This window comes from Sphingopyxis sp. (assembly GCF_965279755.1).
In the GTDB taxonomy this organism is placed as follows: Bacteria; Pseudomonadota; Alphaproteobacteria; order Sphingomonadales; family Sphingomonadaceae; genus Sphingopyxis.
Window position 1 is genome coordinate 1,303,909 of sequence record NZ_OZ257261.1, and the last position, 23,482, is coordinate 1,327,390.

At 65.8% G+C, this 23,482-nt stretch carries 28 protein-coding genes; 16 read left to right on the top strand and 12 right to left on the bottom strand.

The features are described 5' to 3' along the window. The first annotated feature begins 1 nt into the window (after window position 1). The 16 genes from fliF to ACQY80_RS06460 are packed head-to-tail and all read left to right on the top strand — an operon-like array spanning window position 2 to window position 13,335. Window positions 2–1,660, top strand: coding sequence for a flagellar basal-body MS-ring/collar protein FliF (gene fliF / locus ACQY80_RS06385; RefSeq protein WP_428684760.1), 1,659 nt, complete (start codon window positions 2–4; stop codon window positions 1,658–1,660). Further along, on the top strand, window positions 1,653–2,696 hold the full coding sequence (gene fliG, locus ACQY80_RS06390) for a flagellar motor switch protein FliG (RefSeq protein ID WP_428684762.1): 1,044 nt from the start codon (window positions 1,653–1,655) through the stop codon (window positions 2,694–2,696). Before fliF ends, fliG begins: the two co-directional genes overlap by 8 nt. Continuing rightward, window positions 2,689–3,285 carry a FliH/SctL family protein gene (locus tag ACQY80_RS06395; RefSeq protein WP_428684764.1) on the top strand — a complete coding sequence of 199 codons (597 nt, stop codon included), beginning with the start codon at window positions 2,689–2,691 and terminating at the stop codon, window positions 3,283–3,285. The genes fliG and ACQY80_RS06395 overlap by 8 nt, the downstream gene beginning before the upstream one ends. Further along, on the top strand, window positions 3,282–4,613 hold the full coding sequence (locus ACQY80_RS06400) for a FliI/YscN family ATPase (RefSeq protein ID WP_428684766.1): 1,332 nt from the start codon (window positions 3,282–3,284) through the stop codon (window positions 4,611–4,613). The genes ACQY80_RS06395 and ACQY80_RS06400 overlap by 4 nt, the downstream gene beginning before the upstream one ends. Continuing rightward, window positions 4,610–5,053: a hypothetical protein gene (locus ACQY80_RS06405; RefSeq protein WP_428684768.1), complete on the top strand. Its 444-nt coding sequence runs from the start codon at window positions 4,610–4,612 to the stop codon at window positions 5,051–5,053. The genes ACQY80_RS06400 and ACQY80_RS06405 overlap by 4 nt, the downstream gene beginning before the upstream one ends. Next, window positions 5,050–6,342 (top strand): flagellar hook-length control protein FliK, encoded by a 1,293-nt coding sequence (locus ACQY80_RS06410; RefSeq protein WP_428684770.1) that lies wholly within the window; start codon window positions 5,050–5,052, stop codon window positions 6,340–6,342. The genes ACQY80_RS06405 and ACQY80_RS06410 overlap by 4 nt, the downstream gene beginning before the upstream one ends. Window positions 6,343–6,359: 17 nt before the next feature. Continuing rightward, a complete protein-coding gene (locus ACQY80_RS06415; protein WP_428684772.1) occupies window positions 6,360–6,977 on the top strand; it encodes a flagellar basal body-associated FliL family protein in 618 nt (205 codons plus the stop codon). Further along, window positions 6,974–7,888 (top strand): flagellar motor switch protein FliM, encoded by a 915-nt coding sequence (locus ACQY80_RS06420; RefSeq protein WP_428684774.1) that lies wholly within the window; start codon window positions 6,974–6,976, stop codon window positions 7,886–7,888. Before ACQY80_RS06415 ends, ACQY80_RS06420 begins: the two co-directional genes overlap by 4 nt. Then, on the top strand, window positions 7,881–8,210 hold the full coding sequence (fliN, locus tag ACQY80_RS06425) for a flagellar motor switch protein FliN (protein WP_237836004.1): 330 nt from the start codon (window positions 7,881–7,883) through the stop codon (window positions 8,208–8,210). The genes ACQY80_RS06420 and fliN overlap by 8 nt, the downstream gene beginning before the upstream one ends. Beyond that, window positions 8,210–8,491 carry a flagellar biosynthetic protein FliO gene (locus ACQY80_RS06430; RefSeq protein WP_428684777.1) on the top strand — a complete coding sequence of 94 codons (282 nt, stop codon included), beginning with the start codon at window positions 8,210–8,212 and terminating at the stop codon, window positions 8,489–8,491. The genes fliN and ACQY80_RS06430 overlap by 1 nt, the downstream gene beginning before the upstream one ends. A 37-nt stretch (window positions 8,492–8,528) precedes the next feature. Beyond that, a complete protein-coding gene (gene fliP, locus ACQY80_RS06435) occupies window positions 8,529–9,281 on the top strand; it encodes a flagellar type III secretion system pore protein FliP (RefSeq protein ID WP_428684779.1) in 753 nt (250 codons plus the stop codon). A gap of 4 nt (window positions 9,282–9,285) precedes the next feature. Continuing rightward, window positions 9,286–9,555, top strand: a complete 270-nt coding sequence (locus ACQY80_RS06440) for a flagellar biosynthetic protein FliQ (RefSeq protein WP_428684781.1) — start codon at window positions 9,286–9,288, stop codon at window positions 9,553–9,555. Between the two features lie 7 nt (window positions 9,556–9,562). Further along, window positions 9,563–10,360, top strand: a complete 798-nt coding sequence (gene fliR / locus ACQY80_RS06445) for a flagellar biosynthetic protein FliR (protein ID WP_428684783.1) — start codon at window positions 9,563–9,565, stop codon at window positions 10,358–10,360. A 3-nt stretch (window positions 10,361–10,363) separates the two neighbouring features. Further along, complete coding sequence (gene flhB / locus ACQY80_RS06450) at window positions 10,364–11,503, top strand: flagellar type III secretion system protein FlhB (protein ID WP_428684785.1); 1,140 nt, start codon at window positions 10,364–10,366, stop codon at window positions 11,501–11,503. A gap of 60 nt (window positions 11,504–11,563) precedes the next feature. Beyond that, window positions 11,564–12,931 (top strand): flagellar filament capping protein FliD, encoded by a 1,368-nt coding sequence (gene fliD, locus ACQY80_RS06455; RefSeq protein WP_428684787.1) that lies wholly within the window; start codon window positions 11,564–11,566, stop codon window positions 12,929–12,931. Beyond that, the gene (locus tag ACQY80_RS06460) at window positions 12,931–13,335 is read left to right on the top strand and encodes a flagellar protein FliS (protein ID WP_428684789.1); all 405 of its coding nucleotides are present in this window, start codon (window positions 12,931–12,933) and stop codon (window positions 13,333–13,335) included. The genes fliD and ACQY80_RS06460 overlap by 1 nt, the downstream gene beginning before the upstream one ends. 126 nt (window positions 13,336–13,461) lie before the next feature. Here ACQY80_RS06460 and ACQY80_RS06465 read toward each other — a convergent pair whose 3' ends face one another. The 12 genes from ACQY80_RS06465 to ACQY80_RS06520 all read right to left on the bottom strand — a co-directional run bounded on the left by ACQY80_RS06465 (window position 13,462) and on the right by ACQY80_RS06520 (window position 23,482). Then, window positions 13,462–14,529: a sigma-54 interaction domain-containing protein gene (locus ACQY80_RS06465; RefSeq protein ID WP_428684791.1), complete on the bottom strand. Its 1,068-nt coding sequence runs from the start codon at window positions 14,527–14,529 to the stop codon at window positions 13,462–13,464. Between the two features lie 189 nt (window positions 14,530–14,718). Then, entirely contained in the window at window positions 14,719–15,567 is an 849-nt protein-coding gene (locus tag ACQY80_RS06470) for a flagellar motor protein MotB (RefSeq protein WP_428684793.1), read from the bottom strand. Further along, on the bottom strand, window positions 15,568–16,431 hold the full coding sequence (gene motA, locus ACQY80_RS06475; RefSeq protein ID WP_428684795.1) for a flagellar motor stator protein MotA: 864 nt from the start codon (window positions 16,429–16,431) through the stop codon (window positions 15,568–15,570). 91 nt (window positions 16,432–16,522) lie between these two features. After that, window positions 16,523–17,353, bottom strand: coding sequence for a flagellin (locus ACQY80_RS06480; RefSeq protein ID WP_428684797.1), 831 nt, complete (start codon window positions 17,351–17,353; stop codon window positions 16,523–16,525). Between the two features lie 13 nt (window positions 17,354–17,366). Beyond that, window positions 17,367–18,692, bottom strand: coding sequence for a flagellar hook-associated protein FlgK (flgK, locus tag ACQY80_RS06485; protein WP_428684799.1), 1,326 nt, complete (start codon window positions 18,690–18,692; stop codon window positions 17,367–17,369). Further along, a complete protein-coding gene (locus tag ACQY80_RS06490; protein WP_428684801.1) occupies window positions 18,689–18,991 on the bottom strand; it encodes a rod-binding protein in 303 nt (100 codons plus the stop codon). The genes flgK and ACQY80_RS06490 overlap by 4 nt, the downstream gene beginning before the upstream one ends. Next, window positions 18,988–20,097, bottom strand: a complete 1,110-nt coding sequence (locus ACQY80_RS06495; RefSeq protein ID WP_428684803.1) for a flagellar basal body P-ring protein FlgI — start codon at window positions 20,095–20,097, stop codon at window positions 18,988–18,990. The genes ACQY80_RS06490 and ACQY80_RS06495 overlap by 4 nt, the downstream gene beginning before the upstream one ends. A 13-nt stretch (window positions 20,098–20,110) precedes the next feature. Then, a complete protein-coding gene (locus tag ACQY80_RS06500) occupies window positions 20,111–20,770 on the bottom strand; it encodes a flagellar basal body L-ring protein FlgH (protein ID WP_428684805.1) in 660 nt (219 codons plus the stop codon). Then, a complete protein-coding gene (gene flgG / locus ACQY80_RS06505; protein WP_428684807.1) occupies window positions 20,751–21,536 on the bottom strand; it encodes a flagellar basal-body rod protein FlgG in 786 nt (261 codons plus the stop codon). Before flgG ends, ACQY80_RS06500 begins: the two co-directional genes overlap by 20 nt. 12 nt (window positions 21,537–21,548) lie before the next feature. Then, window positions 21,549–22,292, bottom strand: coding sequence for a flagellar basal body rod protein FlgF (locus tag ACQY80_RS06510; protein ID WP_428684809.1), 744 nt, complete (start codon window positions 22,290–22,292; stop codon window positions 21,549–21,551). 32 nt (window positions 22,293–22,324) lie between these two features. Next, window positions 22,325–23,155: a flagellar hook-basal body complex protein gene (locus ACQY80_RS06515; protein ID WP_428684811.1), complete on the bottom strand. Its 831-nt coding sequence runs from the start codon at window positions 23,153–23,155 to the stop codon at window positions 22,325–22,327. A 24-nt stretch (window positions 23,156–23,179) separates the two neighbouring features. After that, a complete protein-coding gene (locus ACQY80_RS06520) occupies window positions 23,180–23,482 on the bottom strand; it encodes a flagellar hook assembly protein FlgD (protein ID WP_428684813.1) in 303 nt (100 codons plus the stop codon).

Genomic DNA, 23,482 nt, shown 5'->3' on the forward strand with positions numbered 1-23,482 from the left:
CATGGCCGAAACACAATCCCTCACGCCCGTCGACGGCCCCGCCAACCGCCTCCCCGCCCCGATGGGCGGTCGCTTTGCGCCGGTACAGCAGTTCATCCGCCAGCCCGCCGTCCAGCGCGCGCTGCCGATGATCGCGACGACCGGCGCGATCGGCATTGCCGCGCTCGCCTATTTCATGACGACGTCCGCCCCGCAGGCGCCGCTGTTTGCCGGCCTCGACGATGCCGACAAATCGGCGGTCGCCGATGCATTGCAGTCGCAGGGTATCGCGCACACCATCGATCCGACGACCGGCGCGCTGACCGTCGACGCCGACAAGCTTTATCAGGCGCGCATCGCGCTGGCGGGGCAGGGTCTGCCCAAGGCACAGCCGAGCGGCGACAGCCTGATCTCGTCGCTGCCGATGGGATCGAGCCGCGCGATCGAAGGCGAAACGCTGCGCTCGGCGCGCGAAGCCGACCTGTCGCGCACGATCGAGACGATCGATGCGGTGAAGGTCGCGCGCGTCCATATCGCCGCCGCCGAACCCAGCCTCTTCGTCCGCGAGGACAAGCCCGCGACCGCATCGGTGATGCTGACGCTGCAGAACGGCCGCTCGCTCAGCGACGGTCAGGTGCAGGCGATCCGCTTCCTCGTCGCATCGTCGGTTCCCGGCATGAACGCCGACGAAGTTCAGGTGATCGACCAGCGCGGTTCGCTGCTGAGCGACGGCGTGTCGAACGCCGACATGAAATCGTTCCAGTTGCAGACCCAGATCGAAGAACGCTTCCGCCGCGCGCTCGACACCCTGCTCGGACCGATGCTCGGCGCCGGCAATTATACCGTCGAAGTCCATGCCGACGTCGACATGTCCGAAAGCCAGGCGACGCGCGAAAGCTTCCCCAAAGACGACCGCGCGCTCACCAGCGAGCAGGTAACCCGCACCGTCAGCGGCGATAGTAGCGCGCCTGCGGTCGGCATCCCCGGCGCGCTGTCGAACCAGCCGCCGCAGGCCTCGACCGTCACCGACACCGCACCGGTTCCCTCCGCACCCGGCGCGCCGCCGGCCGCGCAGACCAACAGCAATGAAAATGCCAGCCGTGCCTATGAGGTCGGCCGCGAGATTTCGGTCACGCACCAGCCGCAGGGCCAGCTGCGCCGCGTTTCGGTCGCCGTTGCCCTCAATCAGGGCAAGAAGGCGCTGACCCAGACCGACATCGCCAAGATCGACGCGCTGGTGAAAGGCGCCGTCGGTTTCGACGCGACGCGCGGCGATCAGGTGGCGATCAGCCAGCGCCCCTTCGCCAAGGTCGAAGACGCCGCCCCCGCCTTTTACGATGCGCCGTGGTTCATGCCGCTGCTGAAGCAGGTCGGTGCCGTGCTTGCCGCGATCCTCGCCTTCTTCTTTATCGGTCGTCCGATGATCAAGGCGGCGAAGGCCCGCGCCGCCCAGCGCGCCGAGCGCGAAACCCAGCTCGAGGCCAGCCTGCTCGCGGTCGCCGACCGGCAGGCGCTGACTGCGCCGAGCGCAGGCGGCGGCAACGAAATCACGCTCGAAATGATCGAGGCCGCGCCGAGCTATGAAGCCCGTGCCAACCTTGTTCGCGCCTTCGTCCGTCAGGACTCGGCCCGCGCCGCGCTCGTCGTCCGCCAGCTGATGCAGGAGGGCGCCCGTGGCTGACGACATCGATATGGACATGGACGTCGAAACCCCGCGCGCGAAGCCCGCGCTCGAGGGATCCTCGGCGGCCGCCATCCTCCTCATGCTGCTCGAGGAAGAAGAAGCCGCGACGATCCTGAAGCATCTCGATGCCGATGAAGTCCGCCAGCTCGCCAAGTCGATGTTCGACAGCGCGAACGCCAGCGAACGGCAGATCGATCAGGCGCTCGACCAGTTCGTCAATCAGAGCCGCGGCGTCAGCGCGCTTGCGGTCGGCGCCGACACGCGGATCCGCACCGTGATCCATCAGGCGGTCGGCAATGTCCGCGCCGACAATATTCTCGCGGCCGTCGCACCGCAGTCGAGCGCCGCGTCGCTCGAGATGCTGCGCTGGATGGACGTCGACGCGATCAGCGCGCTGCTCGCCAACGAACATCCGCAGGTCGGCGCACTGATCCTGTCGGTTCTGGTCCCCGATGTCGCCGCGCGTGCAATCGAAGCGCTCGACGAAGCGCTGCAGGCCGAACTCGTGCTGCGCGCCGCGCAGCTCACCGCCGTTCCCGCCGCCGCGATCGAAGACCTGGAAGCCGTGCTCGCCTCGGCCAATGTCGGTGGCCAGCGCGTCGCCAAGCAGCCGATCGGCGGCCCCGGCGATGTCGCCAAGATCATGAAGAAGATGCCGAAACAGCTCAGCGAACGCACGATCCGCGCGCTCAAGAAGCAGGACAAGCTGCTTGCGCAGATCATCGAGGAAGAAATGTTCATCTTCGAAAACCTGCGCGACCTCGACGCCAAGAGCCTCGGCACCGTGCTGCGCTCGGTCGATGCGGCACAGCTCGCGATCGCGCTCAAGGGCACCGACGCCGACATGGTCGATCGCTGCCTCGCCACCATGTCGAAGCGCGCGTCGGAAACGATCCGCGACGAGATGACCGAGATGACGATGGTCAAGCGCGTCGATGTCGACGAAGCCCAGAAGGCGATCATGCAGGTCGTCCGCCAGATGGCATCCTCGGGCGAAATCATGATCGCCGGCGCGGGCGACGACTATGTCTGATCGCGCTGCCGAAACGACCGCGATCTCGCTCGCACAGGTCATGGCCGAAGCGCGCGGCTTCCGTCCGCTGCATTTCGGCGGCGCCTCCATGTCGCGCGCCATGCCCGTCGAGCCCGCCTTCGCACCCGAAGCCGACGATCCCTTCGCACTCGGCCTTGCCGAGGGCCAGCGCGTTGCCGAGGCCGCGTTCGCGGTCGAGCGCAGCCAGCTCCTCGCACTCGTCGCGGGCGCCGAGGCGCTGCAGGACGAGCCGAGCGAAGAGCTGGCACAGCTGATCGCCGAAACCGTCGAGCGGCTCGTCCGCCAGATCGTCGACAATGCCGCAATCGATGCCGAATGGCTGCAGGCTCAGGCCGAAACCGCCGCCGCGATGGTCGCCGAAGCCGACAAGGCACGCACTCTGTGGGTCAATCCCGCTGACGCCGTCCTGCTGATGGACGCGCCGATCGCGCTGCCGATCGAGGCCGATGCCTCGATGGTGCGCGGCACGGTACGCATCGAAACCTCGGCCGGCTGGATCGAACATGGCCGCGCCGTCTATCTCAATGAACTGCGCGCCGCACTCGGCGGCGAAGCAGTCGCTGCATGACCCGCCGCCTCACCCTGTCGGCGCAGCAACTGCTCGCCCCGGTCGATCTGTCGGACGCCAGTCCGCGCCGCATCGGCACGCTCGTCGCGCATGAGGGCATCATGCTCGAAGTCTCGGGTTTCCCCCAGCCGCTGGGCAGCAACGTCCGCATCAAGTCGGCGAACAACGATTATGTCTATGGCGAGGTCGTCGGTTTTCGCGGCCATCGCAGCCTCGTCCTCCCCTTCGACACCAATATGCCGCTCGTCACCGGTGCCCCGGTCGAACCGCATGGCGCGAGCTCGATGGTTCCCGTCGGCAAGGCGCTGCTCGGCCGCATCATCGACGCGCAGGGCAATCCGCTCGACGGCCGCCCCGCGGTCAAGTCGCAGTTCCAGTGGCCGCTTGCCGGCCGCAAGGTCAATCCGCTGCGCCGCGGCCGCGTGACCAAGCCGCTCAACATGGGCGTGCGGGCGATCAACGGCCTGCTCACCGTCGGCGAAGGTCAGCGCGTCGCGATCATCGCGGGATCGGGCGTCGGCAAGTCGGTGCTGATGGGCCAGATGATCGCCGGTACCGAATGCGACGTCATCGTCGTCGGCCTGATCGGCGAGCGCAGCCGCGAAGTCAGCGACTTCGTCGAAACCAAGCTTCCCCCTGAAGTCCGCAAGAAATCGGTGGTCGTCGCGGTTCCCGCCGACCATCCGCCTCTGCTGCGCCTTCGCGCCGCGATGCGCGCGACCGCGATCGCCGAAGCGTTCCGCGCCGACGGCAAGAAAGTCCTGCTCCTCATCGACAGCCTGACCCGCGTTGCCCACGCGCAGCGCGAGATCGGCCTGACGCTCGGCGAACCGCCGACGATGAAGGGCTATCCGCCGTCGACCTTCGCGCTGATCCCCTCGCTCGTCGAGCGTGCGGGCAACGACAATGCGACCGGCGGCTCGATCACCGCACTCTACACCGTCCTTGCCGATGGCGGCGACATCGACGATCCCGTCGTCGACAGCGCGCGCGCGATCGTCGACGGCCATATCATCCTGTCGCGCACGCTCGCCGAGCAAGGCGTCTATCCGGCGATCGACGTTGCGCGTTCGCTGTCGCGCACGATGGCTGATTCGGTCGATCCCGAACATGCCGCCGCCGCCGCGCGTTTCCGTCAGCTCTGGTCGGCCTATGAAGAAAATCGCGACCTGATGCTGATGGGTGCCTATGTCGCCGGCGCCGATCCGGTGCTGGACGAGGCGATCGCGCATCACGCCCACCAGCTTGCCTTCGTCTCGCAGCCCGCGAACGCACAGGTCGATTTCGAAAATTCCCGCCATGCCCTGATTGAAGGATATTCTGCATGAACGCCCGCACCGCACGCCGCAAACGTATCATCCGCGTGCGTACCGTCGAACATCAGATGGCCGAAGCCAATCTCGCGCGCGCCACGGGCGAGCTCGCGAGCCTGGTCGAGCTGTCGAATCGCCTCGAAGCGCTCCGCGCCGACCTTGCGATGGCGAAGGGCGCGATTGCCGGTCGCGCGCTGAACACGATCGGGGAGCTCGGCATGCGGCTCGACATGGCGAAGGAAAATCTCGCAACGCCGCTGGTCAACGCCAGTGTCCGCCGTGACGAAGCCGGCATTATCGCCCAGAGCGCGATGGTGAAGGAGGAATCGGCCGTGCGCCTGTACGAACGCAGCCGCCGCTCGGCCGAGGTCGAGCTAGAGCGCCGCACCGACGCCAACCGCCCGCATCGCCGCCGCGCGATGAGCCTGCGCCTGCTCGACGGCGGTGCCGCATGATGGCCTCGCTTCCCCAGACCCCCGCGCAGACCGGCCTCGCGTCGATCCTCGCCGCGCTCGGCCAGGCTGCCCCGGCCGGCACGCCCACGAACACGCCCGGCTTCGAACAGCTGTTCGCAGCGCTGCCCGCAACCACGGAGACCGCAACGATGGACACCCTGCCGACCACCCCGGCCCCGATCGGCGCCCCGGCGATCGTCGCGGCGCCCGGTATCGAAGGCCAGACATCTGCGGCAACGACGCCGCCGGCCGCCGCGCTCTTTGGCCTGATCCAGCCGATCGCCGATGCGCCGACCGCCGACGCGCGTCCCGTCGAAACCGCCGCCAAGGCTCCGGCCGCGCCGAGAGCCGAAACGCGCCCCGCAGCCGACGCCGCCGAGGCGGCCGCCGCCGCGACCTTGCTGATCGCGGTCGCGACGCCGATGAAACCGGCCGTGCCCGCCACGGGCGACAAACTCGCCGCGGGGACCGAAACCGACGCACAGGACGGCGGTGAGGCCGCCGACCCCGCCGTGGCCATCCCCGCGCCGCTGCCCGCAACCGCCATCATCGAAAATCCGGTGGCCGCAACGGTGATCGCCGCCGCGATCCCGAACGCCGACAAGCCGGTCACCGAGAAGGCGTCGAAACCCGCCGCCCCTGCCGCGCGGAGCGCCGACACCGCAGCAGCAGCGACAGCCACCCCGGCGCTGAAGACCGCCGAAACGGTCCAGCCTCAGCCGGCACCGCTCGCGGGCGCCGAACCCAAAGCCGCAAAGCCCCTCGTCGATGCCGGCGCATCGATGGCGGTGCTCTTCGCGCAGCCCGCAGCGCAAGGCGCCGCGACGATCGCCCAGGCCGCACCGCCGGTTCCCGTTGCCGAACGCACCCTCGACATGACGAGCGACGATCAGTGGATCGCCCAGCTCGCCGCCGACATCGCCGCGACCAAGTCCGACAAGGGGGACATCAGCTTTCGCCTGATGCCGCGCCACCTTGGCCGGCTCGACGTCTCGATGCTCGCGGGCGACGAAGGCGTGACGGTCAAGCTCGAGACGCATCATGAAGCAACCGCAGCGATCGTCCAGGCCGCGCAGCCGCGGCTGGTCGAAGACCTGCGCCAGCAGGGCGTTCGCGTCGCCGAAACGCAGGTGACGCACACCCCGGCCGAAGCCGGCCGCCAGCAGCAGAACCAGAGCCAGGCTCGCGGCAACGCGCCCGACGCCAGCCATCTGATCGAAACCGCCGCCGATCAGGCGGATCCCTCCCACGACGAACGCACCGCGGACCGCCGCGGCCGCTTTGCCTGACCAGGAAAGGCCTGACCATGAGCAAGGAAAAAGCACCCGAAGGCGCCGAACCCAAAAAGGGCGGCAAGATGAAGAAACTGCTGGTGATCGGCATCGGCGGCACCGCGCTGATCAGCGCGGGCGCGGGCGCCGGCATTTATCTGGGTGGCGGCCTCTCCAAGCACGAAGCCAAGCCCGAGGATAATTATCCGAAGCTGGTCGTGCGCAGCGAGGGCGCCGAGGAAGCCGAGGCCGAAGGCGGCAAGGAAGGCGAGGGTCCGCTGAAGGTCGGCACCGTCGCGGTCCCGAACGACCGCTTCAAAGTCGATCCGCGCAAGTATGAGATCACCTATTATCCGATCACCGAGGCGTTCACGACGAACCTTGCCGACGGATCGGGCTTCCTGCAGGTCGGGATCAGCCTGTCGACCTTCTACGACGGCAAGGTGATCAACAATATCAAGCGCCAGCAGGTGCCGATCCGTTCAGCAGTGCTGATGGCGCTCGCCGAGCAGGATCCGGCGCTGCTCTCGACCTCGCAGGGCAAGCAGCAGCTCCAGCGTCAGCTGACCAACGCGATCAACGATGTCCTTCGCGACAAGGAAGGCTTCGGCGGCGTCGACAATGTCTATTTCACGAGCCTGGTGATCCAGTGAGCCTTGAACCGAAACCCGTTGACGCCACGGCCAAGCAGGCCGCCGACGCGAAAGCGTCGCTGCTGCTGCGCAAGGCCGAGGACAGCTATGCCTTTCCGGTGCTCGACAGCGTCGGCAACCAGTTCGCGCGCAGCTTGCGCGATCTGGTTCGCGCGCTCGGTGCGCCGACGGTGCAGATCGAGCGCGCGCCCGCCGTACAGATGCGCTTTGCCGACTGGTGCAACGAAGTCGCCCCGGGCCTCTTCTGGCGCTATCATGCCCCGCCGCTCAAGGGTCCGGTACTGCTCGCCGCGACGCGCCCGCTCGTCCTCCAGCTTGTCGACATCTTCTATGGCGGCAAGGGCCAGAATGTCGCCGAACGCGAAGAGCTTACCGATGCCGAAGAGCGTTTCGCGGCGCGCCTCGGCCGCGACATGGGGATGCAGCTCGCCACCGCCTGGAAGTCGGGGATCGAACCCGAACTCGATGCCGTCACCGGCGATCCGGCCAAGCTGGCCGCAGTGCGCGCCGACGACGAGCTGCTCGTCCAGCGCTTCACGCTGCGCGGCGGCGTGTTCGAGGGACGCACGATCCTCTGCGCCTATCCGCAGGCCGCGCTGCGCGGAATCGCCGGCGCCGAACCGATGCCCGAGACGCGCGATGCACCCGCAGTCGACCCCGTCTGGACATCGACGCTGAACAAGGCGCTGAAGACCGTTCGCATGCCCGTGCGCTCGGTTTTGGCCCGTCCCGAAATTTCTTTGGTCAAACTGCTCTCTTTGGAGGTCGGTGATATCATTCCGTTAACCATTCCGCGCAATGTTCCAGTAACCGTCGCAGGCCGCAATTTCGCGTCCGGAAGCATCGGTGAATCGAATGGCAACGCTGCGATCATGATCGAACGCATCGAAGAAGGACCGGACAATGACTGACATGGCCGAAGCACCCGCCCGGGCCGACCGGCGCGACAAGAGCATCGCCGGGGCGCCCAATTTCGACCTGCTCGCCGGCGTCTCGCTGCGCGTGTCGGTCGAGGTCGGTTCGACCTCGATGACGCTCGCCGAACTGCTGGCTCTGTCCGAGGGCAGCGTCGTCGAACTCGACCGCGCCGCGAACGAACTGCTCGACATCTATGCCAACGGCACCCTCATCGCGAAGGGCGAGATCGTCAGCGTCGATGGCCGTTATGGCATCCAGGTTTCCGAAGTGGTCGCACCCGAACGCGGCATCGCCGGTTTCGACCGGAGGGCCTGATGCTCGAATATATTCTTCGCCTGCTCATCCTGCTGCCGCTCGTCGGCGGCATGGCATGGGGCAGTCTGTGGCTGTGGAAACGCGTCCAGATGGGCATGCCGCTCGCGGGCGGCGGCACCAAGCAGGGACGCCCGGTCGAGATGATCGGCGTCCTCCCGCTCGGCCCCGGCACCAAGCTGGCGGTCGTCGAATTCGCCGGCCAGCAGATATTGCTGTCGGTCTCGCGCGGTCAGGTGACGCGCCTTGCCGACAATAGCCAGGGCGACTTCCATGTTGGCTAAAGCGCCGGCTAGGAGCCTTTCGCCGCGCGCGCGCTGGATGCGCCGGGCTGCCGTCGCTGGCGGCCTTGCGCTGCTTGCCGCCGCGACGCCCGCGCTCGCGCAGGAAGCCGAAGCGAGCGGGCTGACCCGCGCGGTCAGCGAAATCGGCGGCAACGGCCGCCCTCTGTCGCTGTCGCTCCAGATCCTTGTCCTGATGAGCCTGCTGACGGTGCTGCCGTCGCTGCTGCTCATGATGACCAGCTTCACGCGCATCATCATCGTGCTGTCGATCCTGCGCCACGCGCTTGGCCTGCAGCAAACCCCGCCGAACCAGGTTCTGGTCGGCCTCAGCCTGTTTCTGTCGCTGTTCGTGATGCAGCCGGTGATCAGCGAAGTGAACCGCGTCGCGATCGAACCCTATGGTCAGGAACAGATCGACATCGGCACCGCAGTCACGCGGTCGGGCGATGCGCTCCACGGCTTCATGATGTCGCAGACGCGCAAGTCCGACCTGATGATGTTCGCGAAGATCGCGAAAGCGCCCAATTACGCCAGCCCGAAGGATGTGCCCTTCTCGATCGTGCTGCCGGCCTTCGTCACCAGCGAGCTGAAGACCGCGTTCCAGATCGGCTTCCTGATCTTTCTGCCCTTCCTCATCATCGACCTGATCGTGGCATCCTCGTTGATGTCGCTCGGTATGATGATGCTGTCGCCGACGGTCATATCGATGCCCTTCAAGCTGCTGCTGTTCGTCCTTGTCGACGGTTGGGCGCTGACGATGGGCTCGCTCGCTTCCTCCTTCGGGACATAGCGTCATGGAAGCCGATTATTTCGTCGGGGTGGCGCAGCAGTCGCTGTGGATCCTCGCGCTCGCCTCCGCGCCGATCCTGATCCCGATCCTCGTGGTCGGCGTGCTGCTCGGCATGGTGCAGGCCGCGACCTCGATCAACGAACAGACGCTGACCTTCGTGCCCAAGCTGATCGTCACCGCCGTCTGCCTCGCGATCTTCGGCAGCAGCATCCTGGTGCTGCTCACCGATTTCACGCAGGACATCTTCGCGCAGATCCCGAATCTGGTCCGCTAGGGACGCGATGACCCCCGCCGATATCCCGCCTCTGGAAATCCCGAACGTCGAAGCCATGCTCCAGCTGTGGATGCTGGCGATGATCCGGCCCGGCGCTGCCTTTCTGGCCGCGCCGGTTTTCGGCGCGGCGAGCGTGCCCGTCCAGCTGCGGCTGGTCATCGCACTTGCCGTCGGCGTGCCGGCGGTTGCCGCGTCGGGAATGACGTTGCCGCCCGACGGCATCGTTTCGGTCGCCGGAATCCTGATGATCATCGGCGAGGTCGTGATCGGGCTTGCGATCGGGTTCGTGCTTCAGATGGGCATGGCTGCAGCCCTGCTCGGCGGCGAGGCGATCAGCAATGCGATGGGCCTCGGCTTCGCATCGATGATCGACCCGCTGAGCGGCGCATCGAGCACCGTCGTCGGTCAATTTCTCTCGATGCTCGCGACCGCGCTGTTCCTTGCGGCGAACGGACATCTGCTGCTGATCGAGATCATCGTCGACAGCTATCAAGCGCTGCCTCCGGGCAATGCCTATCCCTCCTTCAATGCAATCGGCGGCATCATCCGGTTCGGTAGCCTGATGTTCGCAGCAGGGCTGACCATCGCGCTGCCCGTCGGCTTCGTCCTGATCCTCGTGCAGATGATCATGGGCGTGATCGGCCGCTCGGCCCCCGCGATGAACCTGTTCGCGGTCGGCCTGCCTGCCACCTTGCTCGCCGGCGTTGTCCTGCTCGGCATGGCGACTCCGGCAATGGCCGAGGCGATCGCGCGTTTCCTGTCCGACGCGCTCGACATGGCGCGCATGATCGCCGCAGGACGCTGAGCCATGGCCGGCACGACCGAACGCGACCAGAAGACCGAACAGCCAACAGCCAAGAAGCTCGCCGATTCGGCGCGCGAAGGCGATGTGCTGATGTCGAAGGAGCTGGCGACCGCGCTGATGATGCTCGCCGGCGCCGGCTGGCTGATCGCCGCGGGCGGCTGGCTGGTCCAGGCTGCGGGCGAGCTGGTCAAGCACGGACTGACGCTCGACGCCGACGATGTCGCGCATTTCGCCCCCGGCGAGGCCTTGATGCGAAACGGCGTCGAAATCCTGTTGCCGCTCGCGGCGTTGTTCGGCCTCGCGTTCGCTGCGAGCATCGCGGCGCCCGCAATGCTCGGTTCGCTCGGCTGGCGCGGCAAGGCGATCGCGTTCAAGGGCAACCGCATGAGCCCGCTCGCCGGGCTCAAACGCATCTTCGGCGCACAGGGCGTGATCGAACTGGTCAAATCGCTCGCCAAAGTCCTGCTGCTCGGCGCGATCGGATACCGGCTGGTCGCAGACAGTATGCCCGCGATCATGACGATGGCACAGGCTGACCTGCAGGGCGCGATCGGACTCGCCGGCAAGGCGGTCGGCCATTCGATGCTCGCTATGGCCGGCGGCCTCGTCGTCATCGCGCTGATCGACGTCCCGGCGCAATGGTATCAGCGCAACCGCCGCCTGATGATGAGCAAGCAGGAAGTGAAAGAGGAAATGCGCCAGTCCGACGGTGCGCCCGAACTCAAGCAGGCACAGCGCCAGCGCGCCCACGAAATCCTGAGCGGATCGGCGCGCAAGGCGGTGTCCGATGCCACGGTCATCCTGACCAACCCGACGCACTTCTCGGTCGCGCTGCGCTATCGCCCCGGCGTCGATGCCGCGCCGGTGGTCGTCGCGCGCGGTCGCGGCGATGTCGCGCTGTCGATCCGCGAGCTGGCGCGCACCGCCAACGTCCCGATCCTCGAATATCCGCAGCTTGCCCGCGCGATCTATTTCACCGCGCGCGCCGGGCGGACGATCCCCGAGGAATTGTTCGTCGCCGTCGCGACCGTGCTCGCCTTCGTCTTCCAGCTCGAGCGCATGGTCGCCGAGGGCGCCAGCCAGCCGTCGGTCGACGTGCCGCCATCGCATCGTTTCGACCCCGAGGGCCGCCGACAAAATTGATCGTTCGGTGCTTAAGGCCCCGAAAATCGGGCCGTTAAGAGGTGCGAAGGATATTCTGTCATGGTCACCTCTATCGCATCTTCACTCGGCGCCGGATCGGGAATCGACATAGCGAAGCTGGTCAGCGACCTGTCCTCCGCCTCGCGCGATCCGAAAGTTTCGCGTATCGGCGGCCTTGTCACCGCCAATCAGGCGCGGATCAGCGCCGTGTCGCAGGCGCGCTCGAACCTCGTCGGTTTCGCCGACTCGCTCGAACAAATGATTGCCGACGGTTCGCTTCGCAGCAAACCCACCGTGTCCGATGAAAGCGTTCTCGGCGCCACGGCACGCGCCGGCCTGCAGGCCGACAAATTCGCCGCGACGATCGTCGTCAACAGCCTCGCCCGCGCGCAGAGCAGCTATTCGGGCATCGTCGCCGACAAGACTGCGGCGATCGGCACCGGAACGATGACGCTCACCGTCAACGGCACGGCGAAGACGATTACCGTCGGCAGCACCAACAACAGTCTCGAAGGGCTGGCCACCGCCATCAACGCAAGCGGCGCCGGCGTGACCGCGTCGATCATTTCGGACCAGGGCGGCAGCCGCCTGATCCTGAAGGGCGCGACGGGCGCCGACAATGCGTTCACCTTGACCGCCGACGCCGGGGCGGATCCCGCGCTGGCCGCGTTCGCAACCAACGGCGGCCTGTCGGTCGGCCAGAGCGCCGCAAACGCCGAGTTCACCGTCGATGGCGTCGCTTTCAGCCGCGCATCGAACACGATCGATGACGTCGTTCCCGGTGTTTCGCTGACGCTCAAAAAGGCCGCACCGGGCCAGCCGGTCGATCTTGGCGCCAACCGGCCGCTCGACATGATCAAGCAGACGGTCAGCGACTTCGTCGATGTCTACAATCAGCTCAAGAAGAGCCTGCAGGCCGCCTCGAAACTGGCGGGCGTGACGACGGGGCTTCGCGAACTGGAAACCCAGCTCCAGAGCCTGGTCGGCAAGGTCATCACCAGCCACGGCAGCATCAACAAATTGTCCGATATCGGCATCTCGACCGCCAAGGACGGGACGCTGACGCTCGACAAGACCAAGCTCGATGCGGTTCTTGCCACTGATGCGGGCGCGGTCGAGGGGCTGTTCAATCCGCTGCGCGACGGCACGCACGATGACACGACCGACCCCGGCATCGCCGGTGTGCTCGATGCGATCCGCGACAAGGCGATCGCCAGCGACGGCGTTATCGGCCGCGTCGAAAAATCGCTGACCGACAAGGACAAGTCGCTCGCCGAGCAGCTCAGCAAGGTCGAAACGCGCGAGGCGGCCTATAAGGCCCGTCTCGAGAAACAATATGCCGCGCTCGACGTCAAATTGAACGCCTTCAAGGCAACGCAGGCCTATCTTGAGCAACAGATCAAGATGTGGACCAAATCGAGCGATTGATGAACACGACCGTGCCAGCCACCGCTTCCACCGTCCGCGCTGCCGGGCTTTACCGCCGCATGCAGAACGAGAGCCGGGCCGTCGCGTCCGACCCGATCGAACTCGTCACCATGCTCTATGACGAGCTGGAGACGGCGGTCGGCGTGCTGGCGTCGATGGTGCGCCAGGGACAGCGCGTGTCGGCCACCGAACCCGCGCACCGCGCTCGCGCAATCCTGATCGGCCTTGATGTCGGGCTGGATCATGACAATGGCGGTGACGTCGCCGAAGCCCTGGCGCGCGTTTATCGCAGCATGCGCCGCAAGCTCGACGAGGCGGTTGCCGCCAATGATGCCGACAATCTCGACGATCTGCTGAAGGGCATCCTGACCGTCAGCTCGGCCTGGCGCCAGATCCGCCAGTAAAACTTTTCCCAGACCAAAAAAGTTCGGCACCGGCCGCTTCCCTGCTGACGCCAAGGTGGGGTCAGGCGGCAGAGGGAAAGTGCGACCGGTGCCGAATTCAGCGGCGCCGAAACTGGTGGGGTAGTTTTAGGCGGCCTGCTGCTGAACTCCATATTTGCGCATTTTTTCGATCAGCGTCGTCCGCTTCAAGGTGAGCAGACGCGCGGCTTCCGAGATGATCCCGTCGGCGAGGTCGAGCGCATTGTGAATCTGTTCGAGTTCGATCGTCTCGATCTCGCGCTTGAGATCGATCGGCCGGCCCGGTGCCGGCGTCTTCGAAAAAGGCGCCGCTGCGGGCTGGGCCTCGCCGCTGGCGGGCACAGCGGCCGGGCTGCTGGGGACAGCCGGACGCGGTGCCAGCGCTGCGGTGGGGTTCAAAAGCATGATGACGTCTTCGACGCCGAGCGTCTCGCCCCCGTGGAGAACGCTGGCGCGTTCCACGAAATTGCGAAGCTCGCGGACATTGCCGGGCCAACGGTGCTGCATGAGCAGTGCCATCGCGGCATCCTCATAACGGCACTTGGCGTCGGCCGGCATCTTGCGCTGGAAGTGGCGGATCAGCGCAGGGATGTCCTCGACGCGGTCCGAAAGGCTCGGGACCTGGACCACGACGACGCCGAGACGGAAGAACAGATCTTCGCGGAAGCGGCCGTCGGCGATCGCGGTACCCAGATCCTGGTGGGTCGCGGAGATCACGCGGACGTCGACGCTCTTCACTTCGCTGCTGCCGACGCGGACGATCGTCCGGTCTTCAAGCACGCGGAGCAGCTTGACCTGCATGTCGAAACGCATGTCGCCGATTTCGTCGAGGAAGAGCGTGCCGCCCTCGCTCGCTTCGAAATGGCCGATGCGGCGGGCATGGGCGCCGGTGAAGCTGCCCTTTTCATGCCCGAAAAGTTCGGATTCGATAAGTTCGCCGGGGATGGCGCCGCAGTTGATCGCGGAGAAGGCCTTGCCCGAGCGGACGCCTTCGTCGTGGATGGCACGGGCGACGAGTTCCTTGCCCGATCCCGAGGGACCGCACAGCATAACCGAAGCGTTCGAGCGGGCAACCCGCCGGATCATTTCGCGAAGGCGGACCACTGCCGGGCTATGCCCGATGATCAGCGCTTCCAGCGCCGATGCGTCCGTCCTGTTTTGCCCCACCTCGGTCATTGTCGTCTCCACCGCGCCCCCCATGGCGCCCTTTCGGTGAGGACAGAGATTGATCAAAATGGTAAACGAAAGATTATCCACGTCGGAACAACCCATTGAAAACAAAGGGTTATTACCAGATTGGCAGCAATGGCGGCAGAGTTCTGCCGTTAAGGATTTTCAATACTGCCAGATTGGCACTAATCGCGATTAATCGGTCCGCCATCCCAGCGTGATCGAGATGCGGCGATTGCGCGGATCGAATCGATCCGACGGATTATAGGGCTCGCGATCGGCCACCCCTTCGATCCGCGCGTACCGGTCGCCGGCGACGCCGCGATACTCCAGGAAGTTGCGCACGACCTCGGCCCGGTCGACCGACAGGCGCCAATTGTTCATGCCGGTCTTTGCCGACCAAGGCGCCGCGTCGGTATGTCCGCGGATCATCAGCCGGTTCGGCGTCTCGGCGATCGGCTTGGCAAGTTCGCTGAACAGCTTCGCGCCGGCCGGCGTCAGCTGGCTGGTGCCGATGACGAACATCGAGAAGTCCGCGTCGTCGACGACGTCGATCCGCATCCCCTCGGTCGTGACGGTGAAGCGCAGGTTGCGCGCGAGCCGCTTGAGATCACCCTTCTTCTGGATGCGATCGGTCATCGACTTGGCGACCTGTGCGAACTTTTCCTTCTCGCGCTCGCGTCCCGCAGCTTCCTTCGGACCGCCGACGGCGTCCTTCGGAATGGTGATCGAGCGCGTGCCCGTCTGACCGGCACGATGCGGATAGTCGTCGGCCGACACGATCGAATCGCCACCGAACAGGCCGTTCGAGCCGGCGCTGCCTTCCTTGGTCTTGACGATCGTCGGCGCGAAATAGTCGGCCAGCGCCTTGCGCTGTTTTTCGGTCGTCGCGCCGAGCAACCACATCAAAAGGAAGAAGGCCATCATCGCGGTCACGAAATCGGCATAGGCGACCTTCCAGGCGCCGCCATGGTGACCGCCATGGCCTTCCTCGACGATCTTCTTGATGATGATCGGGCGGACGAGATTGGGGCGCGCAGCCATTTAGCGTCCCCGCATCCCGTCAAAGACTTCGGCGAAGCTCGGCTGGTTGTGATGGTCGACCCCCGACCGTGCGGCCTCGATCACCAGCGGCTGCGGATGGCCGTGGAGCGATGCGACGATCAGCTGCTTCACCGTATGATAGATGGCAGCGTCGCTTTCGATCACCGTCTTCGCGCGCGCCGCGAACGGACCGACGAGACCATAGGCCAGAAGCACGCCGAGGAAGGTTCCGACTAGCGCCGAGCCGATCATGCCGCCGAGAACTTCGGGCGGCTTGTCGATCGAGCCCATCGTCTTCACGACGCCGAGCACCGCGGCGACGATGCCGAGCGCGGGAAGCGCGTCGGCCAGGCTCTGCAGCCCGTCGGCGGGTTTGATCGAATGATGACGGTGGTTCTTCAGCGCGTTGTCCATCACATCCTCGACCGCATGCGGGTCGAGCGTGCCCGACGACACGACGACGAGGCGCAATGTGTCGCAGATCAGATGGACGAGCGTGTCGTCCTTCAGCAGCTTGGGATATTGCTGGAACAGCGGTGAGCTTTTCGGATCCTCGATATGCGGCTCGACCGCGACGGGACCGTCGGTACGCATCATCTTCATCAGCGTCGAGACGAGCAGGATGCAGTCGAGATAGTCCTGCTTCTTGTATGCAGGCCCCTTGAACACTTTCATCAGGCCGCCGCCGAGCGCCTTCAGGTCGGCGCCCGAATTGCCGATGATCAGCGAGCCGACCGCGGCGCCGCCGATGATCAGCATTTCGTGCGGAAGCGCGTGGAGAACGGGCTCGAGGTTACCGCCGGTCAGCGCGAAACCCCCGAACACCAGCAGGATCAAGACGACGATGCCGATTACGGGAAACATGCGCGGACAACTCCATTCGGGAACGATGTCCCGGAAAAATCAGGGGACGTCATTATGCTTAACGGCGGCGGGCAGAAAAAATTGAGGCCGATCAGCGCAAAAGATCGAACAGGGTTTCGCGGTTGATCTTGGCAAAGGCCGCCTGCGCGGCCCCCAGGGTCAGATCCTGCGCATTGAGCAGCGCAATCGCGGTCTCCAGATCGGTGTCCTCGATCGACTTGCGTTCGTCGGCGACTTCAATGCCGCGCGACGAAAGTCCGTCTCCGATCCGCTCGAGCCGGCCGGCGGACAGGCCCAGCGCGGCATTCTGGTCGGCAATGTGGCCGACCGCGCCGGCGATGCTGGTGAGCGCGGTGTCGATGCCGGCCGAATTGCCGGCGCCAACGGCGGTTGCCGCATCGCGCAGGCTGGTCGACAAGGCATTGCCGCCGATAACGAAGGCGGAGGCCGCCGACTGGACCGGCGCAAAGGTGATGTCCGAATCGAAACGCATGACGCGCGCCGTACCAGCCGCGAACAGCGGCTCGCCGTTCGAATCGCGCGTCGCGGCAAGACCATCGATCTCGTCGGCGATCGCGTTGAGTTCGGCGGCGATCGTCGCACGATCGGCCGGGTTCATCGTGCCGTTCGCTGCCGATAGCGTCAGTTCACGGGCGCGGGCGAGCAGGTCGCTCGTCGATGTCAGAACGCCGCTTGCCTGCGCGACCTGCGCCTGCGCCGATTTGATGTTCGACTGCCAGGTCGCCATGCTCGCCTGCGTCGTGCCGATCGTCAGAATACGGCGCGCCGCGACGGGGTCATCGGACATGCGCTGGAAGCGCTTGCCGGTCGAAATCTGGATTTGGGTGCGCTCGAGCGCGTCGGCGAGCTTGGTCTGGCGCGCGATCTCGCGCGTCATGCGATTGCCTACGGCGTTAATCATCGTTCCGGCCCTCCTACAGCGAGCTCAGCAGCGTCTGCATCGTTTCGCGCGACACCTGGATTATGCGCGCCGCCGCCGAATAGGCCTGCTGGAAGCGCAGCAGTTCGGCCGCTTCATTGTCGAGATTGACCTCGCTCACCGAATCGCGCGCGGCCGCGGCACCGTCGGCGCGCGTCATCGCGGCGGCGTTCTGCGCGCTCGCCGCGGCGGTCGCCTGCGCCTGGGTGGCAAGATGCCCCGACCATTTCGCCTCGGGATCGTTCACGCCGCGCATGGCACCGAACGCCAGCATATTGCCGTTGGTGCCCGTCGCGTTCGCCGCGGCAACCTGGTTCGCCGTCAGCGATGTCGCGGTCAGCGTCGCTGCGCTCGTACCGCTGAACAAGGGCTGCCCGGCATTGCCGTTCGCATCGACACCTGCCTGATGCGCCGTGTTGATCTGCGCCGCGAACTGCGTCGCCATGGTATCGAGACCGGCGCGCTGATCGGCGATATGGTTCGATGCCTCGGCAAAGCCCGCGAGCGAGCCCGTCGCATTCGGAAAGGGTGACCCGCCGATCGTGTAGGAGACACGCCCGTCGGCGGCGGTGGTCATGCCGATCGGCGTCACGACGCCGCCACCGACCAGAAGGTCGCCGCTGCCCGTCGCACGCAAGGTTACCGCGCCATGCGCGTCGAACGTCGCGCTCACCCCGGCCTGCGACGACAGTTGATCGAGCAGCCGGTCCCGTTCGTCCATCAGGGCAGCCTGGTTCGTCGATCCGTCGCGCGCCTTGCGGAGACCGACGTTGATCTGTTCGAGCGCATCCAGATTGGTGTTGAATTGCGTCACCTCGGCCGTGGCCGCACCCGAGACGCCTTCCGAAAGGCTCGACAGACGGCTTGCCGCGGTCTGGAACCCGGCCGCAATATCGCTCGCGGCCTGAAGGAACTGCGCGCGCAATGTCGGATTCGACGGATCGGCGGTCAGCTGATCGGCGGTGGTATAAAGCTTGGTGAGCGCGGTCTTGAGACCGTTGGTGTCGTCGCTGAGCGCTCCCTCGACCCGGTTCATCCATTCGAGCTTCGCCGAAGCCCGCTCGGAATCGCCCGACGAAATGCGCGCGTCGTTGATCAGCCATTGATCGACCGAGCGCACGACACCCTTGATGTCGACGCCGCCCGGCGAGGTGTTGCCACGATAGAGCACCATGTTGGTGCCCGAAGGCACTTCGCCGAGATCGAGGCGCCGGCGCGCATAGCCCGGCGTCTGGGCATTGGCGATGTTGTCGCCGACCGTCGACAGGGCCTTCGAATAGGCGCGCAGACCCGTATAGCCGATGCTTAGAAGATCGCTCACTGGACGCCTCCGCCGGCGCCGGCGACGCGACTGCGAAGCTGTGCCTCGACCATGTCGGCAATGCCGAACTGGCGCATCGCGGCCATCGAGTCTGCGGTCTTGGCATCGGCCATTTCGCGGAAATTGTCGGTCGCGCTCGATCCGAAGATGTCGTCGCCGAGCTTCGCCTGCCGCATCGACGCCATCAGCTGGCGCAGGATCACGGCCTCGAAAGCCTCGGCCGCCTTGCGCAGCCCGCCATCGCCGCCACCCGCCGCCGCCGGCGTGGTCGATCCGATCGAAGAAATAGGCGTCGTCATATGATCACCAGTTCCGCAGTCAGCGCGCCGGCCTGGCTCAGCGCTTCGAGGATGGCGACAAGGTCGCCGGGAGGAACGCCCATGCGATTGATCGCATCGACGAGCTGTGACAGCGATGCGGTGGGTTTCACCAGCATCATCGGACGATATTCCTGGTCGACGCCGATCTCGCTCGACTGTTCGACTGCCGTTTCCCCGCGGCTGAACGGTGCGGGCTGCACCACCGTGGGCGATTCCTTGATCGAGACGGTGAGTTTGCCCTGCGACACCGCCGCGGTGCCGACGCGGACCGCACCATTAATAACGACCGTTCCGGTGCGAGCATTAACAATGACTTTTGCAGGCGGTTCGGCCCGAATTACCGAGAGATTCTCGATTCGGGACATCAGCCGCATGCGCTCGTCGCCGCCGCCGCTCGCGCGGATAGCGATGCTGGCGCCATCGAGCATGACCGCCGAACCGGGCAGCGCCTGGTTGATCGCGTCGGCGACATTCTGGGCATTGGTCGCATCGAACTGGTGGAGGTTGAAGGTCAGCTGGTCGCCGGTCGCAAAGCCGGTATCGACCGCGCGCTCGACCGTCGCGCCGCCGGCGATGCGGCCGCTCGACGGGACATTGACCGTCAGCTTCGACCCGTCGGCGGCATCGACGCCGAGACCGCCGATGACGAGGTTACCCTGCACCATCGCATAAATCTGTCCGTCGGCACCATAGAGCGGCGCGAGCACGAGCGTACCGCCGCGCAGGCTTTTCGCCTTGCCGATCGCCGAGACGGTGACATCGAGGCGCTGGCCGGGCTTGGCAAAGGGCGGCAGCTCGGCGGTGATCATCACCGCTGCGGCGTTCTTGAGCGCCGGGTTGACCCCGGCCGGCAGCGTGAGGCCGAAGCGCGAGACCGCGCCCTTCATCCCCAGCGTCGAATAGTCGAGGCTGTCGTCGCCCGTGCCCGCCAGACCGACGACGATGCCGTAGCCGGTCAGCTGGTTCGCGCGCAGACCCTGGAACTGGCCCATATCCTTGATCCGCTCGGCCTGCGCCGGCGCGGAAAAGACGAAGCTCGCCAGAAAGAGCGCGATCAGGGTGATGAGGGTCGGACGCTTGGTCACTGGATTATCCTCTTCAGAAGGGGCTGATGATGGAGAAGAAGCGCTGCAGCCAGCCTTGCTTGCTGGCGCGCGCAATCTCGCCCTTGCCCACGTAACGGATGTTGGCATTTGCGACGCGAGTCGACAGGACGCGGTTGTCGGGGCTGACGTCGATCGCGCGGACGATGCCGGAGATCTGGACGCGCTCGTCACCGCGGTTCAGCGTAAGGAGCTTCTCGCCCTTCACCAGCATCGTGCCGTTCGGATAGACGGCGGCGACGGTCACGCTGACCTCGCCCGACAGCGCGTTCGACTGCGAGGCGTCGCCCTTGCCCTTGAAGGCCTGGGTGCCGCTCGCGCCGACATCGCTCGGGTTGAAGAGCGATAGCGGGCCGGTCGCCGGGGGCGTCAGGCCGACGCTGCCGTCGCGCTGCATGTTCGCGGCGTTACTCTTTGTCGCGGCGGTGCGTTCGACGAGCTGGATCGTGATGATGTCGCCGACCTGCCCCGCGCGTCCGCCGGAGGTGAGCGGGGTATAGCCGCCCTGAAAGATCGAGCCGTTCGCCGGCGGCGCCGACGGCGCAGCCGGCAGCGACACCGCGAAAGCGTCGGGCGCAGCCTTGTCCTTCGCGGCGGCCGGAGCCGCCACGAGCGCCAGCGCGATCAGGGTCAGATTAGAGAGTTTGCGCAGCATTTTTCATCATCTCGTCGGTGGCGGAGATCATCTTGGAATTGACCTCGTAGGCGCGCTGCGTCTCGATCATGTCGACGAGTTCCTCGACGACATTGACGTTCGACCCCTCGAGCATCCCGCCGCGAAGCGAGCCGCGGCCTTCCTCGCCGGCAGCACCGACCTGCGGTGCGCCCGAGGCCTGCGTCTCGACGAGCAGATTGTTGCCGATCGCCTGCAGTCCCGCCGGATTGGCGAAACGGGCAAGTTCGATGCGGCCGAGCTCGGTCAGCGTGCCGTCGGGGCCGGTGGCCGAGACGGTGCCGTCGGCGCCGATCGACACCGAGGTGGCGTCTTCGGCGATCTGGATCTGCGGCTGAACCGGCTTGCCGTCCGACGTCACGAGCACGCCCTCGGGCGAGCGGCCGAAATTGCCCGCGCGGGTATAGCCGATGCGGCCGTCGGGCATCTGGACCTGAAAATAGCCGGCGCCGTCGATCGCGACGTCGAGGCCGTTGCCCGTGGTCGCGAAGGTGCCCTGCGTATCGATGCGCGCGGTGCCCGAGATCGCGACGCCGGTGCCGAGGTTCAGGCCGGTCGCATAGCGGTTTTCCGCCGACGAGGGTGTGCCCGCCTGCGTCATCATCTGATAGCTCAACGTCTCGAAGCTCGCGCGGTCGCGCTTGAAGCCCGTGGTGTTCACGTTGGCGAGGTTGTTCGCGATGACCTGCATCCGGAAGCCTTGGGCATCCAGACCGGTTCGTGCGACGTGAAGGGCACCGAAGCTCATGTCATATTCTCCTTAACGGGGCAGCTGCATCAGATTGGCCGTCGCGCTGTCCATGTCGCGCGCGTCGGTGATCATCTTGAGCTGCGTATCCCAGCTGCGGCTCGCCTCGATCATCTCGACGAGCGCAGTCGTTGCGGCGACATTCGATCCTTCGATCGAACGGGTAACCAGGCGCGCTTCGGGGTCGTCGGGAAGAATCCCGCCGCCCTTGACGCGAAACAGGCCGTCGAGGCCCTTGACGATGTCCGAGCCCGTCGGGGTGGCCAGCCTCAGCCGGTCGACCTCCTGCGGGTTCTGCGGGTCGCCGCCGGTCGGCACGATCCAGACGCGGCCGTCGACATCGATGCTGATCGAGTCGGCGGGGGGAATCGTGATCGGGCCCTGCGCACCCTGAACGGGGCTGCCATCACCGGTCGTCAAAAGGCCGCTCGGCGACAATTGCAGGTCGCCGCGGCGGGTATAGGCTTCTTCGCCATTCTTCGCCTGGACGACCAGCATCGCATCGCCCTGCACCGCGACATCGAGGTCGCGGCCGGTCGAAACGACGGTCCCGGCCTTCATATCGGCACCGAGCACTTCTTCCGAGGACAGGGCGCGCGATTCGAAGCCGCTGCCGTTGAGCCAGAGCGACTGGGCTTCGGCCATATCTGCACGAAACCCCGGAGTCTGGGCGTTGGCGAGATTGTTCGCGATCGCCGTCTGCCGGGACATGCTGCCCCGCATAGCGGTCAGGCTGGTATAGATGAGACGGTCCATATTCAGGCTCCCGGCAGGCGGCTAATCGCGTCTTACGTACGCATGTTGATGACGGTCTGGGTCAGCGTCGACGCGCCCTCGATCGCCTTGGCATTCGCCTGGAAGTTGCGCTGGGCGGCGATGAGCATCACCAGTTCCTCGGTGATATCGACGTTCGAGCGTTCGAGCGTGCCCGAACGGACGGTGCCCATCGGGCCGTTGGTCGCGGCATCGATCGTCGGCGGACCGCTTTCGCCCGTCGACTGCCAGTGTGCGTCGCCGATCGGGCGCAGCCCTTCCATCGCGGGGAAGGTCGCCATCGCGACCTTGCCGAGCACCTGATCCTCGCCATTGGCGTAGGTTGCAGTGACAAGACCGTCGAGATCGACCGACACGTTGATGAGCGACGCCGTGGGATCCGACGGCGCGCCATCGGGAAGCACGAAATCGAACGCGCCCGCGAGCGTACGGTCGGTAACATTGCCGTTGGCATCGACGGGAAGCAGCTGGAGTTTCTGTCCGGTCGAGTCGACGACGGTGCCGTCCGGAAGCGGCGAGAAGGCGCCGTTGCGGGTGTAGGTCACCTGATTGCGCGGCGGTTCACCCTTCACGATGAACATGCCCTCGCCAACGATCGCGAGGTCGAGCGTTTTTTCGCTCGTTTCATACGACCCCTGCGTGAACTGCTGGCTGATGCCGATCAGGCGCTGGCCCTGCCCCGCAACCGTCTTCGTCGACTGCGTCGGCGACGAGGCGAAGATGTCGCCGAACTGTGCCTTGCTGCGCTTGAAGCCGATCGAGTTGGCGTTGGCGATGTTATTCGAGATGACCGACATGTCGGTCTGCGCGCCCTTGAGGCCCGAAAGTGAAGTATAGAACGACATGAGATAATCCTTCCTGCGTGATGATTAGGTGGCCGGGGTGGCCGGCGTGGTCGGGGTCTGGGCAGCCTTGATGTCCTTGAGCAGCGCGGTCTGGGCCGTCAGCTGTTCGGAGATGCTCTTCAGCACCGTGTTGGTCTCGCTGACCCCGGCGAGGCTGGAGAATTGCGCCATCTGCGCAACCATCTCCTGGTTATCGACCGGGTTGAACGGATCCTGCGCCGACAGCTGGGCGGTCATCAGACGCAGAAAATCCTTCTGGTCGAGCTGCTGGCCCTTGAGCTGTGTCGGCGAGTAATTCTGATATTGCGAACCGATGGAATCGACCAT